The 16,767-nt window shown below is 64.7% G+C and carries 9 protein-coding genes; all 9 read right to left on the bottom strand.

Annotated elements, in window-relative coordinates:
• Positions 1–9: 9 nt before the first annotated feature.
• The 9 genes from AAHE99_RS02875 to AAHE99_RS02915 all read right to left on the bottom strand — a co-directional run bounded on the left by AAHE99_RS02875 (position 10) and on the right by AAHE99_RS02915 (position 16,592).
• Positions 10–2,385: a glycoside hydrolase family 31 protein gene (locus AAHE99_RS02875; protein ID WP_342114212.1), complete on the bottom strand. Its 2,376-nt coding sequence runs from the start codon at positions 2,383–2,385 to the stop codon at positions 10–12.
• A complete protein-coding gene (locus tag AAHE99_RS02880) occupies positions 2,372–3,637 on the bottom strand; it encodes a sugar MFS transporter (protein ID WP_342114215.1) in 1,266 nt (421 codons plus the stop codon). The genes AAHE99_RS02875 and AAHE99_RS02880 overlap by 14 nt, the downstream gene beginning before the upstream one ends.
• Before the next feature lie 23 nt (positions 3,638–3,660).
• Positions 3,661–6,048 (bottom strand): GH92 family glycosyl hydrolase, encoded by a 2,388-nt coding sequence (locus AAHE99_RS02885; protein WP_342114217.1) that lies wholly within the window; start codon positions 6,046–6,048, stop codon positions 3,661–3,663.
• Entirely contained in the window at positions 6,045–6,971 is a 927-nt protein-coding gene (locus AAHE99_RS02890) for a carbohydrate kinase family protein (protein WP_342114219.1), read from the bottom strand. Before AAHE99_RS02890 ends, AAHE99_RS02885 begins: the two co-directional genes overlap by 4 nt.
• Positions 6,964–8,178 (bottom strand): AGE family epimerase/isomerase, encoded by a 1,215-nt coding sequence (locus AAHE99_RS02895; protein ID WP_342114221.1) that lies wholly within the window; start codon positions 8,176–8,178, stop codon positions 6,964–6,966. Before AAHE99_RS02895 ends, AAHE99_RS02890 begins: the two co-directional genes overlap by 8 nt.
• A gap of 23 nt (positions 8,179–8,201) precedes the next feature.
• Positions 8,202–9,188: a LacI family DNA-binding transcriptional regulator gene (locus AAHE99_RS02900; RefSeq protein ID WP_342114223.1), complete on the bottom strand. Its 987-nt coding sequence runs from the start codon at positions 9,186–9,188 to the stop codon at positions 8,202–8,204.
• Between the two features lie 104 nt (positions 9,189–9,292).
• On the bottom strand, positions 9,293–11,929 hold the full coding sequence (locus AAHE99_RS02905; protein WP_342114225.1) for a beta-mannosidase: 2,637 nt from the start codon (positions 11,927–11,929) through the stop codon (positions 9,293–9,295).
• Entirely contained in the window at positions 11,926–13,440 is a 1,515-nt protein-coding gene (locus tag AAHE99_RS02910; RefSeq protein WP_342114226.1) for a tryptophan halogenase family protein, read from the bottom strand. The genes AAHE99_RS02905 and AAHE99_RS02910 overlap by 4 nt, the downstream gene beginning before the upstream one ends.
• Before the next feature lie 65 nt (positions 13,441–13,505).
• Positions 13,506–16,592 carry a TonB-dependent receptor gene (locus AAHE99_RS02915; RefSeq protein ID WP_342114228.1) on the bottom strand — a complete coding sequence of 1,029 codons (3,087 nt, stop codon included), beginning with the start codon at positions 16,590–16,592 and terminating at the stop codon, positions 13,506–13,508.
• Positions 16,593–16,767 lie beyond the last annotated feature (175 nt).

The following is a 16,767-nucleotide window of genomic DNA, read 5'->3' on the forward strand; positions in this document are numbered from 1 at the left end:
AGTATCAAACTACTCTTTGACTGAAATACTCAGCACTCCACCTGACATGTCAGGCGCCAGCTCCGACCGAGCGCCAGCCCAGCCGTGAACGTGAATGGCGAGGCCGGTCCACCATGGCTTCCATTCACCCTGGCGCTGTTCGAATATCACCTTCATGCCGTTCGGCGTTTCTTCGCAGCGGATGCGTTGGCGCAGGTAGGCGCCGCGCTGGTAGGCGAGGCTGGCGCCGTCGTCGGCGTAGATCTCACCCTGGCAGTTGGGACCGGGGTAGATGTGCAGCTCCAGCCGGCCTTCAGGTGTGATGGCGGTGCTTTGGACCAGCGGCTGTTTGGGGATGATGGCGCCGGGTCGGACGTAGACCGGCAAGGTCGCGCTGTCGGGCGTGACCATTTCGTCTTTGCCGGCCAGGCGCTGGCCAGTCCAGTAGTTGTACCAGCCTTTGCCGGGCAGTTCGACTTTGTAGGCGCCGGGCGATTCCATAGTTGGCGATGGGGCGACCAGCAAGTCGCCGCCCAACATGAACTGGTCTTCCGAGCCGCCCAGGCGGTCGCCGTTCGCCAGCACTTGCGGGAAGTTGAGGAAGACGGGACGCATCATCGGGATGCCGGTGCGGCTGTTCTCTTCCGCCGCGGCGTACAGGTAGGGCATCAGCCGGTAGCGCTCTGAGATGGCGCGGCGGCGGATGTCGACGTGCGCGGCGTCGCCGATCCATGGCTCCTGGTCGGGGCGGTTAGTTTCAGAGTGGGCGCGGAACAGGGGCGTAAAGGCGCCTACTTGAATCCAGCGCGTGAGCAGCTCGGGCGACGGTGGCTCACCGGCGTAGCCGCCAACGTCGTTGCCGGCCATGGAGAAGCCGCTCATGCCGAGGTTGAGCAGTTGATGGATGCCCATCTTGAGATGCTGCCAGCTCGATGCGTTGTCGCCGGTCCAGGTGGCCGCGTAGCGCTGGCCGCCGGCATAGGTGGCGCGGGTCAGCACGAAGGGGCGGACGTCTGGCTGCAGGCGGGTCAGGCCTTCATACGTTGCGCGGGAATTCAGTTGGCCGTAGACATTGTGCATCTCGGCGTGCGTCGTGCGGCGCGCGGTGAAGTCGTCGCTGTCGATGCGGTGCACCACGTCAAGCGGCATTGTCTTGCTGGCGACGTTGAAGATCGATGGCTCGTTCATGTCGTTCCAGAAGCCTGCCACGCCGTCGGCGAGGAAGCCGGTGTACAAATCGCCCCACCAGCGGCGCACCGGGGCGCGGCTGAAGTCGGGGAAGACGGCGGCGCCGGGCCAGACGTCGCCAGAGTAGTGCTGGCCGTTGGGAAGCTTCAGGAACATGTCCTGCGCGGCGCCGCTGTCGTAGGCGGCATAGTCCTGGCCGGGGGCGTTGGCGATGTGCGGGTCGGTGATCAACACCAGCCGCAGGCCCTGCCCTCTCAGGTCGCTGGCGAGCTTGCGCACGTCGGGGAAGGTGTTGCGGTTGACGGTAAAGGGGCGCGCGCGGTCCTGGTAGTCGATGTCCATGTAGACCACGTCGGCGGGCAGCCGTTCGCTGCGCAGGCGCTGGGCGATGGCGCGCACTTCGGCGTCGGTCTTGTAGCTCCATTTGGATTGCTGGAAGCCAAGCGACCATTGCGGCATCAGGGGCGGCTTGCCGGTCAGGTGGGCGTACTGCTGCAGCACGTCTTTTGGCGCGGGGCCGGACATGACGTAGTAGTCGATTGGGCCGCCCTCGCAGCTGATAGCGAGCACATCGCGCTCGGTCTTGCCGAAGTCGAAGGTGCTGCGCCATGTGTTGTCGAGGAAGACGCCGTAGGCGCGTCCACGATCTCCGACGGCCATGAAGAAGGGAATCGTTTTGTAGAGCGGGTCGGTGGCCTGGGTGAACTTGTAGGTGTCCGAGTTCCACATGGTGTAGGCGCCGCCCTTGCGGTCGAAGGTGCCGGTCTTGTCTCCGAGGCCGAAAATGTGGTCGGCGCCGGCCAGCTTGCCCCGCAGGCGGAAGCCGGCTTCGTGGCTGCCAGCCAGGTCGGTCAGCAGCGGCTTGCCGCTGGCATCCAGAATTTCAGCGCGCAGCGTGCGGCGGTTGATGCGGGCGCTGATGTTGGGGGCGCTCAGGTGGACTATGTCGCCGCTGCGGTTTACTTCGAGCGGCAGGTGGACGCTGCGTGTCGCGGCTGGCACGGCCCAGGATGCGTCTTCGGGCAGTTTGCCGCGGCCCAGACGGACGCGCATGATGCCGGCGGCGGGGGCGGTGACTTCCAGCACGGTGCCAGCCTGGGAAAACGTCAGGCGGGTGACGGTTTCGGCGTGCGCGACGGGTGCGCCGCTCAGTGCGGCGAGCAGCGCGACGGCGCCGGCCAGGCCGGCGCGGTGCGGATCGGCCTTATTTGGCCGCATACATCGACGCGTATTTGGCGCCAAAGTACAGGATGAAGCCGTAGCAGGCGGCCGGCAGCAGGAACGATGCCTGCACGCCCATCGCATCGGCCATGGCGCCTTGCGCGAACGGGATGATCGCGCCGCCGACGATGGCCATGCACAGGATGCCGGAGCCCTGGCCGGTATATTTGCCCAGGCCATGCAGCGCCATGCTGAAAATGGTCGGGAACATGATCGAGTTGCACAGGCCAACGGCCAGGATGGCCCACATGGCCACACTGCCCTTGCCGAAGACCGCCGTCAGCACCAGGCCGATCGCCAGCAGCGAGTTGACCGCCAGGGTCTTGCCCGGGCTGGCTACGCGCATCACCGCAAAGCCGATGAAGCGGCCCACCATGGCGCCGCCCCAGTAGATACTGACATAGTGGAAGGCGTCGGCGTGAGACAAGCCGGCAATTTGCGATTCACCGAAGAAGTTGATCAGGAAGCTGCCGATGCTGACTTCAGCGCCGACGTACAGGAAGATGCCGATGGCGCCCAGCACCAGGTGGCGATGCGCCCAGGCGGAGCCGTGGCCCTCGCCTGCCAGCGCGACGTCTTCGCTTTCGGCGATTTGCGGCAGCTTGGCAAAGGCGAACAGCACGGCCAGCAGCACCAGCGTACCGGCCAGCGCCAGGTAAGGACCACGCACGGTGGCGGCATCGGCAACCGCGCCGGCAACAGCGCTGGCGGTGGCCAGGATCAGCAGGCCGCCAATCGCAGGGCCGATGGTGGTGCCGAGGGAGTTGAAGGCCTGGGTCAGGTTCAGGCGGCTGGAAGCGGTGCGTGGTGGGCCGAGCACCGTGACGTAAGGATTGGCCGCCACCTGCAGCACAGTAATGCCCGATGCCAGCACGAAGAACGCCAGCAGGAACAAGCCGTAGCCGCCGAACGAGGCCGGATAGAACAAGGCGCAACCGCCGGCTGCGATCAGCAGGCCGGTCACGGCGCCCTTCTGGTAGCCAATGCGGCGGATCAGTGCGCCGGCCGGCATCGATACGATGAAGTAGGCGCCGAAGAAGCAGAACTGCACCAGCATGGCCTGGAAGTAGGACAGCGTGTAGATCGCCTTCAGGTGCGGGATCAGCACGTCGTTCAGCGACGTGATCAGGCCCCACATGAAGAACAGGATGGTGACGATAACCAGCGCGCTGGTGTTGGTTCCGTTCTGGACGCCGCCATTCGCCTGCGGCGGCGCGGTGGATGCGGTGTTGTGTGCCATGTTTGCCATGCTTGTCTCCTCGTATTTATCTTTTACATGCCGGCCGGTGGGCGCGGCAGGTCGCTGCTTCGGGTACCCCAACCTTTTGCATCCGGCTGCGGCGACAGTTTATACGTCAGTGTACCGGCAGTCTGCAATTGCTCCCAGTCCAGCCATACGCGCGACAGCGGACGGCCGCCCCATTGTACGGACTGTACGAAACGGCGCTCGCCCGGTTTGGCGTCGGGTGCTTCGATGCGCAGCACGCGGCCCCCTGGCAGGTCGATCTCGGCGCGGGCGAAGCGTGGCGCGTGCAGCAGGAAGCGGCCGCTCCCCGGGGTGTCGGGATACAGGCCCAGGGCGCTGAACAGGTACCAGGCGGACATGGTGCCCAGGTCGTCGTTGCCGGTTACGCCGCTTGGGCCATTACCGAACAGGGTCTCGGCCGCGCGCAGCACGGTGGTGGTTTTCCATGGTTGGCCCATCAGGGTGTACATCCATGGCGCGTGCAGGTCCGGTTCGTTGTTCGGGTTGTAGCGGAACTGACTGTAGTAGCTGTACGCCCCCACCACCCACGACTTGCGCACGGCGGTCGGATCGGCCAGCACGGCGTCGTAGTCGAAGAACTGGTCCAGGCGCTGCACGGCCTTGACCGGGCCGCCCATGGCTGCCGCCAGGCCGGGGATATCCTGCGGCACCAGCCACTGGTACTGCCAGGAGGTGCCCTCGTGGAAGCCACGTTCACCGCGCGGGTCGAAGGTGCCGCCGAAGTCGGAGAACCAGCTGCCGTCCAGCAGGCGCGGACGTGGGAAGCCGCGCAGGCCGGTCGGTGCATCGACAGCGGATGGGTCCCACACCTTGCGCCAGTTCAGGGCGCGCTGGGCCAGCACTTGCGCGTCCTTGGCGTGGCCGAGCGCCTTGGCCATTTCCGCCAGGGCGCTGTCGGCCAGGGCGTATTCCATAGTGGCCGATGCGCCGTGGTGGGGATCGATGTCCATGCCTTTGGCAACGAAGGTGCGGTCGTACTGCACGAAGCCTTGCTTCATGTAGTTCGGATTGCCGGCGCGGCCCTGGGCGCGGTTGCGGTGCGGTGGCACGCCGAAAGCGTTTTCGCGCAGCGCCGCATAGGCTTCACGTTCGCGGCCTTTCAGGGCGCCGTAGCGCCACAGGTCGACCAGGAATGGCGTGACCGGGTCGCCGGTCATGACGTTGCTGTCGAAGTTGGCGTAGCCCCAGCGTGGCAGCCAGCCGCCCTCTTCGCGGATCTTCAGCACGGAGTTGGCGATGTCGCGCGAGCGTTCAGGGCGCAGCAGCGCAAGCAGCTGGTTCTGGGCGCGGTAGGTGTCCCACAGCGAGAAGAACTCGTAGTAGGTCCAGCCTTTGGCAGTGTGGATGGCGTCGTCGTAACCGCGATAGCGGCCATCGGCGTCGCTGCCGGTCAGCGGCTGCAGCAGGGCGTGGTAGAGCGCGGTGTAGAACACGGTGCGGTCGTCCTGGCTGCCGCCTTCAATACGCACGCTACCCAGTTCCTTTTGCCACGCTGCCTCCGCCTTGCTGAGCATGGCGTCGAAGCTGAGCGGCTCGCCGCCGGACATGCCTTCGGCGCGCAGGTTGATGCGGGCGCCTTCGGCGTCAATGTGGGAGATGGCGCTGACGGCGGTGACGGCTGCGCCTTTGTTCAGGTCAAAACTGAGCCAGACGCCGTGCGGGCGGGCTTCGCCTTGCTGGCTCGGGCCTTTGGCGCCGGGCCAGCCGCCACGGTCGTCCCAGATACCGTGGGCGACGAAGGGGCGGTCGAAGGTCATGCGGAACCAGGTGGTGTACTGGGCGCCGCCGCAGAAGCTCTTGGTGGTGACGGTGCCTTCCACGCTGCGGTCGTCCAGCACCTTCACTTCGCTGCCGACCACCGAGTGGCGGTTGTTGGCCTGGCCAACGTTGAGCAGCAGGTGGCCGGTACCGGTGCCGGCGGCAAAGGTGTAGCGTTCGGCGGCGGCGCGGGTCAGCGCGGTGGCTTCGGCGGTAATGCCGCCGTAGCTGGTGAGCTTGACCTTGTAGTAGCCGGCCTGGCCTACTTCGCCGTCGTGCGTGTAATCGGCGGCATAGCGCTTGTAGTCGAAGCTTGCGGCTTTGCCGGTATCGAAGTCGCCGCCGGGGCCAATGCGGCCGGTGACGGGCAGCACGGACAGCTGGCCGCCCTGCTCCCAGCAGCCTGCGCCGGACAGGAAGGAGTGGCCGAAGCCGCGGATCTTTGGATCGCTGTAGCGCCAGCCGGCGTAATGTTCGCCGGTCGGGCTGACCTGGATCATGCCGAATGGTGCGGAGGCGCCGGGGAAGGTGTTGCCTTCGTCCTGGGTGCCGATGAAGGTGTTGACCGGCGTACTGTTGGCGAATGCCAGCGCGGGCAGCAGCGCAAGCAGCGCTATGAATCGGGTGCGGCTCATTGCGTTACCTCTCCTTGAAGCACTTCAAACAGTTTTTGCATGGCGGCTGGCGTCGGCGGGGTGGCGCCGGCATGCTGGCAGGCAGCAGAACCGGCCGCCAGCGCGGCGTGCAGGTGCGCTTGCAGGGAACGCTGCGGATGGCGCGCCAGGCTGACCAGCAAGCCAGCTGCGCTGGCGTCGCCGGCGCCCACGGTATCGACCACGGTGACGGCCGGGGCACGCGCATCCGCGCGCTGCTCGCCGAGGAACAGGCTGGCGCCCTGGCCGCCGCGCGTGAGCAGGCAGTAAGCCTTGGGATTAAAGCTACGCAGGCGCTGCAGCGCTTGTTCGACATCGACGCCGGGGAACAGGCCGCGCAGGTCATCGTCGGACACTTTGATCAAGTCGGCCAGTGCTGCCATACGCTCCAGGGTTGGCGTGTAGCGCTTGTCCATCAGGTTGCGGTAATTCGGGTCGTAGCTGATCGACACGCCCTGCGCTTTCAACTGCTCGGCCAGCACGACCAGGTTGGACGCCAGCGGTTCGCGCGCCAGGCTTATGCCACCGAAGTGGGCCCAGCGCAGTGCGCGTGACCAGCCGGCAGGCAGCACGGCCTGGTTGAAATGCAGGTCGGCACTGTCATCGCCAATAAAGAAGTAGCGCGGCGGCTCGCCTTGTTCGACGATGGCCAGCAAAGGCGAGCGCTGGACGCGCTGCAACAGGCGCAGGTCCAGGCCAGCGGCTTCGCTGGCGGCCCACAGGGCGTCGCCAAACCGGTCCCGGCTGATGGCGCCGGCGAATCCGGTAGGTTCGCCCAGGCTGGCCAGCGCGCGCGCCACATTCCAGGTCGAACCGCCGACGCGGCTCACCCACTGTTCTTCGCCCTGCTGGATCATGTCGGTCAGCGCCTCGCCGGCGCACAGCATAATCGGGGCGTTATGCATGGCCGGATTCCCCGAGGGCGTTCACGATATCGTAGCAGGCGCCCATGGTGTGGTAATCAACCTTGCCGGCAGGGCTCTTCTCGTCGCTCAGCTTGCGGTTCTCGCGGTCGAGGATGCGGTACCAGGCGCCGTACTTATGGTCGACCATATGGGTCCAGCTGTATTCCCACAGGCGCTGGTACCAGTCCCAGTATTCCTGCTTGCCGGTACGCTGGGCCAGCATGGCTGCCGCCGCCGCGCTCTCGGCCTGCACCCAGAAGTATTTGTGGAAGTCGCAGATGGCCAGGTCCGGCGCCAGCGAGTAGCACAGCCCCCCATGCACAGTGTCCCAGCCCTTTTCAACGGCGACGCTGAACAGGCGTTCGGCGGTTGGCAGCAGCCAGCCCAGGTCCTGCTCCAGCACGCCCTTGCCGCGCGCCTCCAGCTGCACCAGCAACTTGGCCCATTCGGTGAAGTGGCCGGGCTGGTAGCCCCAGGGACGGAACAGGTTTTCCGGATCGTCGATATTGAAGCGCCAGTCAGGCTGCCACTGCTGGTCGTAGTGCTCCCAGATCAGGCCACCGCAGCGCTGCGCCTGGCGCTGGGTGATGTTGTGCGCCACGGTGTAGGCGCGCTCCAGGTAGCGGCGCTCGCCGGTGGCCTGGTAGGCCGCTTGCAGCGCCTCGCAGGCGTGCATATTGGCGTTCTGGCCGCGGTAGGTGGACAGCACGCTCCAGTCCTGGCTTGCCTCGTCCGCATACAGGCCGGCTTCAGAGTCCCAGAACCGCTGCTCCATCAGGTCGAAGGTTTCGCCGATCCAGGCGCGCGCTTCCGCTACGCCGGCCATGCTGGCGTGGGCATAGGCCAGCAGCACGAAGGCCTGGCCATAGGCGTGCTGGGTACCGTCTTCCACATCGCGGTCGTTCAGCATCCAGGCGTAGCTGCCGTCGGCATTGCGGTGCGCCTCGCGCAGGAAGCTGACCGCGTGGCGGGCGCCCTGCAGGTAGGCCGGGTCCTGGAAGTGGCGATAGGCCATGGAGTAGGTGAACACGAAGCGCGTGCTGCTTACCAGGTGGCGGTGCTGGGCGTCATAGACGGTGCCATCGTCCTTGAAATAGTGATACAGGCCGCCGTTGGGATCGATCGCGCGCGGATGGTAAAAGCGCATGGTGTGCCCCGCATGGGCGAGCAGGACAGCCGGGCTACGAAAGTTCGGGAAATTGGACATGGTGGATTCGGGTTAGTTGGGCACTAATCGTCGTAGCTGCTTTCGCGCACGATCATTTCGACTGGTACGGTGATGTGGGGAGGGGTTTCGTCTGTTTTGTGGAGCAATAGTTCGATGCCGGCACGCCCCAGTTCTTCCTTGTCGACGTGGATGGTGCTGAGCGGCGGGATCGCGGCGGCGGCGGCGGCGATGTCGTCAAAGCCGACAATGGCAATGTCGTGCGGGATCTTCATGCCCTCGCCCAGGCAGTACTTCATGGCTGCCAGCGCGGTGCTGTCGTTGTAGCAGAACACGGCGTCGGGCGGCTTGGGCAGGCTAAGCAGGCTGCGCATCGCTTCAATCACGCCCTCATCGCCGTCGCCCATGGTCGGTACGATCACTTCCAGGTTAGGGTCGGCATGCACCTTGGCGTCGAACAGCGCCTGGCGGAAGCCGCGGTTGCGCTGCTGGATGCTGTAGTGGGCCAGGGAGCCGGACAGCATGGCGATGCGCTTGCGGCTGGTGCGCAGCAGGTGCTGGGTAGCCAGATAGCCGCCACGGAAGTTGTCCGGGTTGACCGAGGTGAAGCCGCGCCAGTGCATGTCGACCAGCACAATCGGCTTGCCGACTTGCTGCAAGGTGGCCAGTACTTCCGGTTCGAAGAAGCCGGCGCACACAATGGCGTCCGGCTGGTGCAGGCGGATCTGGGCCAGCACCGGTTCGGCCGGGCCGACCGCGATGAACGACAGCGCGACACCTTCGCGGCGGCAGGCTGCTTCCGCGCCTTGCAGCACGGGCGAATAGAATGGGCTGGACGCCAGCGTGTTGTGCTGGCTGTGCAGCAGGAAGGCGATGCGGCGGATACGGCCCTTCTTCAACTGGCCGAAGTCATAGCCGAGACGCAGGGCGGCTTCGCGCACTTTGTTGCGCGTTTCTTCGGTCATGCCGACCTGGTTTTTCAGGGCGCGCGATACCGTGCCGATCGACAGGCCGGTGGCTTCCGCAATGCCGCGCAGGGTGACCTGGCTCACTAAAATGTCTCCAAATTCCGGTTTATTAAACGCTTAGTTTTTATACCGCCGGCCTATATCGAACGTCAACCAAAGTCGTTGATTTAGCACGCTTTTAGCAAAGTTTAGTAAACAAGCACATCGACTAACGAACGTACGTGCGGCGGCGCCAGTCGAGCCCTGGATTTCACGCGCAGGATGACGCTTTCGCCGGGCAGCAGGGTCAGTGCGTTGTCGGATAACTCAGCATCGGCGTCGCCGAAATCGATCCACACGGCGCGCGCCATACTGGCGGCGCGCAGCTCGAGCTGGTAGCCGTCGCCGCTGCGGCGCAGGTCGGCCTTCAGCCCGGGCTCGGGCCAGCGCATCTCTTTCGCCGGCTTGAAATACACCACGGCGCGCGACGCCGGCTCGCCTTCCGCCTGCAAGTCGAAGACCGCAACCGTGGTGGCCGGGTCGGCGCTGCCAAGCAAATCGGCATCGGCGTAGCTGGCGACGGCGGCGGCGGACAGCGGCGCAAGAGTGAGCGGCTTGCGTTCTTCGCGCAACACCTTGCCGTCGAGCCCCATCACGCGCAGGCGCAATTCGGCGGTCAGGCTGCCGGTGCGGTCGTTGAGCAGGCTGACGGCAGTCTTGCCGCTGGCGTTGCGCAGCGCAGCAACGGCGACTGGGGCGAAGAAGCGGCGCGCGTGGAACTGCAGCGCTTTCCAGCGGCCGAACCAGTCCATGCCCGACCACGATGCGCCGGGCCAGACATCATTGAGCTGCCAGTACAGCGATCCCATGGTGTAAGGCCGGCTGGTGCGGTGGTGCAATGCGGCCAGGCCGATGCCTTCGGCCTGCATGGCCTGGCTCAGGTACGCGAAGGCGGCGAAGTCCTTCGGCTCGCCGAATTCGTCCTTCACGTATTTCAGCAGGCGTTCATTGCCTTTGCCGGCCATGAACTTCTGGTGCGCTTCGATGACCGGGGCGGCAATGCCCTGCTCGCCGCGCCCGGCGAAAGCATCGATCGTGCGCTGGACGGGCCAGGCCTGCAGGCCGTACTCGGACATGAAGCGCGGCGTGATTTCCAGGTATTTTCCCACCGGGTGGGCGGGGTTGCCCCACACTTCCCAGTAATGCATATCGCCGCTGGCCGGGGTGTTGGCAATTTCCGCCAGGTCGTCGCTGGGCGAGCTGGCCCAATAGGCGATGCCGCCACCCTCTTCCGCCACCACCTTGCGCAGGTCGGTGCCGAACAGCTGCACGTAGCCGTTCCATACTTTGGCCGCGAAGGCAGGATCGGCTGCGCTCATCGCCTTGCCGGGACCCCAGTATTTCCAGGCGATTTCCTCTTCGTTATTGCCGCACCACAGCGCCAGGCTCGGATGGTTGCGCAGGCGGCGGATGTTGTCGCGCGCTTCGGCGATGACGTTGGCACGGAAGGCGTCGTCGTAGGCCGGCTGCATGCCGCCGCCGAACATGAAGTCCTGCCAGACCAGCAGGCCCAGTTCATCGGCCAGGTCGAAGAAATCGTCGCTCTCGTAGTAGCCGCCGCCCCAGCTGCGGATCATGTTCATGTTGGCGTCGCGCGCGGACTGCAGCACGCGGCGCAGCTGCGCCTTGGTGACGCGCGGCTGGAACATATCGAACGGGATCGAGTTGGCGCCCTTGGCGAAAATCGGGATACCGTTGACGGCGAAATAAAAGCTCTTGCCTTGCGCGTCGGGGTCGCGGCGCAGCTCGATGCTGCGCAGGCCGGTGCGGGTGCTGGCTTTGGCGATGGCCGCCTTGCCGTCGCTGAGTTCAATCTCGTAGCGATATAGCGCTTGCGCGCCGTAGCCGGCAGGGAACCAGCGCTTCGGATTGTCAATCCGCAGCGGCAGTTCGACCCGGTTGGCGCCGGGCTGCATGGCGACGCGGCGTTGCGCGGCCAGCGTGCGCTTGCCGCCGGGGGCCGTTTGCCACAGGCGCAGGTCGAATTCGCCGTTGCGGGCTGCTTCGGCGGTCATGATGGCGGTGACGTCGGCGCGGCCTGCATCGACATGGTCCTGGCGCAGCTGCAGGTCGTCGATACGGGCTGCGCTCCAGCTTTGCAGCACGACGGGCTTCCAGATGCCGGCGGTGACGTAGCGCGGACCCCAGTCCCAGCCGTAGTGATAGCCGGGCTTGCGGGCGAAGTTGGCGGTCATCGCGTCGGGCGGTTCGTCGCCGTAGGGGGATGGATAATTGCCGGCGAGCTTGTGCGGCATCGCTTGCACATGCGGCAGCAGCCTGGTGATCGGCGAGCGGAAAACGATGCGCAGTTCGTTGGCTTTCGCGCGCAGCTTGCCTTGCACTGGCACACGCCAGGTGCGGAAGGCGTTTTCCGCGTCGAGCAATTTTTCGCCGTTCAGCCAGACTTCGGCAAAGGTGTCGAGGCCTTCGAATACCAGGTCGCTGCGCGCCGCCGGCGCTGCGTCGAAGCGGGTTTGGTATTCCCAGTCGGCCAGGCCAATCCATTGCAGTCCGGCTTCGGGGGCGCCGATGTAGGGATCGGGGATCAGCTTGTGCGCCAGCAGGTCGGTGTGTACGGTGCCGGGCACCTTGGCCGCGCGCCATTTTACGGTTTGCGGGTGCGCGGCTTGTTGCGCGCTGCCAGGCAAAAGGCGGAAGGTCCAGCCCTTATCAAGGACGACGCGCCCCGCAGCGCTTGGCGCGGCAATACTGGGCGCAGCGGCACATATGGCTGCGAACACCAGCAGGAGCCGGACGCACATGCGGGCGAGCGGATGCGGGCTCACGGCGCAGGCGCCTTTCCATAGCGGTCGAGCCATTGCTGGTGCGTGGGCATGCTGGCCACTGCATGCGCCAGCATGGCGCGCATGCCTTCCACGTGGTCAAGCAGCGCCCCTTCAGGCATATCGTCCACAATCGGGTGGTAGCTTTGCGGCACAATGCCCTGCCCCAGCATCACCTGCACCCAGCTTGGCAAGGCGAAGAAATCCTCGCCATTGCGGAAATAGCGGCCATCGTAGCGGAACATATCGACGGCTTCACGCAGCGTGTCGGGAATATCCATGGTGCGGCAGTAATTCCAGAACGGCGAGTCGTCGCGCTGCGTGGCGTTGTAGTGCAGGATCAGGAAGTCGCGCACGCGCTCATACTCAAAGGTTGATTCGCGGTTGAAGCGATCGACAAGCAGCGGGTTGAAATCGCGCTTGGGGAACAGGCTAAGCAAGCGGGTAATGCCAGATTGGGCCAGGTAGATGCTGGTGGACTCGAGCGGCTCCAGGAAGCCGCTGGCCAATCCCAGCGCCACCACATTCTTGTTCCAGAACTTCTTGCGCATGCCGGTGGTGAAGCGCAGCGGGCGCGGATCGGCCAGCGCCTTGCCGTCAAGTCCGGCCAGCAATGCCGCAGCGGCTTCGTCGTCGCTGATGTACTGGCTGGAGTAGACGTAGCCATTTCCGACGCGGTGCTGCAGCGGGATGCGCCACTGCCAACCGGCGCTGCGGGCATTGGAGCGGGTATAAGGCGTAATCGGATCGGTACTGGCGCTGGGCACCGCCATCGCGCGGTCGCACGGTAGCCAGTGCGTCCAGTCGACGTAGCCGGTTTTCAGCGTCTGCTCGATCAGCAGGCCGCGGAAGCCGGAGCAGTCGATAAACAACTCGCCCTCGACCAGCTGCCCGTTTTCCAACGTCAGCGATTCGATATAGCCGTCGGCGGCGCGCTGGTTCACGCCGACGATCTTGCCCTCGATGCGCTCTACGCCGCGGCTTTCCGCCAGCTCGCGCAGGAAGCGCGCGTACAGGCCGGCGTCGAAGTGGTAGGCATAGGCGATATCCGCCAGCGGCGAAGAAGGCGGCGCGTTGCGGTCGCCGGTGGCGAACCTGCCCTGCGGCGCCATGACGGTTTGCGGCGAATACTCGCCGATCGGGCCCGCGCGCCCGGAAAGGAACAGCTTGAGCCAGAACTGGTGGAGCGGCAGCGGGCCTACGGCACGGCCGATGGTCCCGAAACCGTGGATGTAACTGTCGCCGATACGGCCCCAGTCATTGAATTGGATGCCGAGCTTGATCGTGCCCTGCGTACGCTTGAGGAACTCGGCTTCGTCGATGCCGAGCATTTGACCATTGAACAGCCGGATATGGGGAACACTCGCCTCACCCACGCCAACGATGCCGATTTCCTCGGATTCGACAAGGCGTACCTTAGCTCCCTTGCCCAGGTAGGTAGCCAGGGCGGCGGCGGCCATCCAGCCGGCGCTGCCCCCACCCACAACGGTGATGCTGCTGATGCGGTTATCCATAACGGCGTCCTGAATTGAAAAAACCTCCCCGGCCGAAGACGCGGGGAGGAAACTTGGGGAAGTAATCAGAACTTGTAGTTCAAGCCAAAGTACGCGATGCGGCCGGCGTAACCGTTGGAGTAGAAGCGGTCCTTGGTATCGTTGCCCAGGTGGGAGCGCGACTCTTCCTTGGTGACGTTCAGCACCGACGCGGTGGCGCTCAACTGCTTGGTGATGTTGTAGGACACATTCAGGTCGACCTGGCTGTAAGGCTCGCGATACACGTTCAGACCGTTGACGATGCCGTCCACCACTTCACCGCGGCGGTTGTACGAAGCACGCGCCAGGAAGTTCTCGGTTTCGTAGAACACAGTCAGGTTGACCTGGTTCTTGGCGCTGCCGACCAGCGGCGACTTGCCGATTTCTTCGCCGTCGCCCAGGGTGATAGCAGCCTGGTTGGTCTTGTTGTACGTGTAGTTGAACTGGAAGCCCAGGCCGGAAGCCAGCGTATGCTGGGCGTACAGCTCAACGCCTTCCGACACGCCATCGCGGCCGCCGGCGCTGGTGGAGTAGCTTTGCACCAGGACGCTCTGGCCAGCAACGTCCATGGTCACGTCGCGCACCACCGGCACGGTGAAGTTGCTCACGTTCTTGCGGAACGCGTTAGCACCAAGCACCGAACCACGGTGGAAGTACCACTCCAGGCCCAGGTCGTACTGGGTCGCCTTGTACGGCTCCAGCTGCTTGTTGCTGCCCTCGCCGAACCAGCCCTGCTTGTCGCCGCCACCGATCAGGCGGCGGTCGTTGACGTATTCCTGGCTGTAGAACTGCAGGCCGCCCGGATAGGCGATGTCGGTGTAGCTTGGACGGGCCACCACTTTGGAAGCGGCGCCGCGCAGCAGCAGTTCCGGCGTCAGTTCATAGGCCAGGTTCAGGCTAGGCAGCACGTCGGTGTAGCTGCGGTCGAGCGAGCTGACAGCGAAGCTGGACTTGCGGGCGACGCTGTCCGGCAGGCGGGTGAAGCCGCTGGTGCAGCCCGAACCGGCCGGTGCGCCGGCTGCCGGCAGGCCGCCCGGCAAGCAAGGCGCCGGCGAGCCGTTAGGACCGTTGAAGAAGTAGTCGTTGTAGCTTTCCACCTGGTCGGTCGAATCGGCATGCTGGCGGGTGCGCACGAAGCGCAGGCCGACGTTGCCGCGCAGGCGTTCGGTCTTGATGTTGGCCTGCAGGTAGGACGAGGCGATCTTCTCTTCCACATTGAAGACAAAGTTGTCTTCGTTACGGGTCTGCATGGCGCCGTAGGTCTTGTCCAGGTGCGCAATGTAGGCCGGGTAGTTAATCGCCGGGAAGGCGCTGGCACTGATGCCGCCAGCCAGGTTGCCCAGCGATTCGCCGTACAGGAACTCAGGACGGAACTTGTTGGCGGTGGAATCGCAGCCAGCCTGGTAGCGCTTGTCGTAGTTTTTAGGATCGGCGCCGGCGCAGACCCAGTAGTTGTTGCCGGTGCTGCGGTGGGTGCCGCCGTCGCGGTACTTGGCGCCGAACTGCAGGGAATCCAGCCAGTTGCTGTCGGCACGCCAGGTGAAGTCGGCCTGGGCGTATTTCTGCTCGGTGCTGTTCTTGGTCCAGGAGGACGAAGTGGAGCCGAGGTCGATCTCGCCGATGCCCTTCATCAGGTTGGCCATCAGCTGCGGCGCGAAGGTCATGGTCGGCGTGCCGTTGGTGGTCCAGGCGCTGGCGGTGTTACCCAGGGTCCAGCTGCCGTCGGCATTCTGCACGCGCGGCTTGATCGGCATCGCCATCTGCATCTGCGGACCGCCATGGGCCCAGGTGCGGCCGAACTTGAAGCTGCCGTCCAGCGACTGGCCGCGCCATTCGGCTTCGAAATCGGCGGTCTGCGACAGCGATTTCTCGCGGTTGTAGCTGCCGGTGATCTGCGGGGTCGGCACGGTGCAATCGTCCGGGCCCCAGCCGCCAGGCGCTTTACCGCCAGCTGCCGCCTGCGCTTCGCTGCAGTAGTACGCCTTGTTCGGATGGATGCTGTATTGCGCGCCGGTGACGACGGTGTTGCTTGGGTCGAAGGTCAGGCCGTCCAGCAGGCGGCCGCCCGGCCAGTTGCCGTCGCCGTCATAGCGGGCGATATTCCATTCCGGGACCTTCAGGGTGTTGGTCTGGGAATTCTGCTTCAGGTCGAAGCGGAAGTAGTTGGCGGTCAGGGTCAGGTTGCGTACCGGCTTGAACTGCAGGGTGGCCTGGCCGCCCATGCGTTCGCGCTCTTCGGACTTCACGCTCAGGTTGACCGAGGTCGGCATCATGAAGTTCTTGTAGTACTTGCCGTTCTGGTCGTAGAAACCAGACTGGCCCCACCAGTAGCTGTTCATGTCGGACGGCTTGCCGTTGACATCAGTCGCTGGATTGGTCTTGTAGTTATCGGCGTACCACTGCCAGTTTTCGGTGCTGGCGCCCATGGTGCGCGTGGTGCGTTTCTGCGAGGTGAGGCCTACCAGGACGCCCAGGCGGTTGTCGTCATCGTGCCAGGCGTACTGACCGGAGAACTGGCCGTCGGTCTTCTTGGTGGTATCGGCCCAGGTGCCTTCTGCCGAGACGAAGCCGGAATTGGACTTCACTTCCAGCGGACGGCGGGTGCGCAGGATCACGGTACCGCCGATGCCGCCTTCGTCGATGCGGGCTTCCGGGGTTTTGTACAACTCGGCGCCGCCCAGCATATTCGACGGCATCAGCATGTAGTTGAACGAACGGGTCGGGTCGCCGTTGGATTCGGCAGTGGCGATGTAGTTGCCGTTCAACTGGGTCAGGGTCAGCTCGGAGGACAAGCCGCGCACGCTGACGTTCTTGCCTTCGCCGCCGCTGCGGTCGATGATCACGCCCGGCACGCGCTGCAGCGCGTCGGCCACGTTCTTGTCCGGGAATTTGCCGATGTCTTCGGCGGTGATGACTTCAACGATCGAGTTGGCGTTGCGCTTCTGGTCCAGGCTCTTCTCGATCGCGTAGCGGTAGCCGGTAACGACCACGGTCGCTTCGTTCGGTTCGGCCGCAGCCGACGTGGTTTGCGCGTGGGCGCTGGCGAGGGTTAGCAGGGCGCCGCTCACCGCCAGGGCGATCGGCGATACGCGGCAGCGGCGCTGCTGTAAAACGGTTTGATTCCTAAGCGTCATGTAGGTCTCCTAGTTATGCCCAACGGCGGGCTTTATTTGGCGGGATTTACTAAACCGCGAAGATGCCGCTTGCGTTTCGATGGGCATCTCATTCCACCTAGGAAAAACCTTACAAAGGAAGCCACAGTAGTTCAATAAACTTTCTAATTTTGAATGAAGTTTAGTTTTGATTAGT

The sequence above is a fragment of the Pseudoduganella sp. OTU4001 genome (assembly GCF_038440195.1).
Classification (GTDB): domain Bacteria; phylum Pseudomonadota; class Gammaproteobacteria; order Burkholderiales; family Burkholderiaceae_D; genus Rugamonas.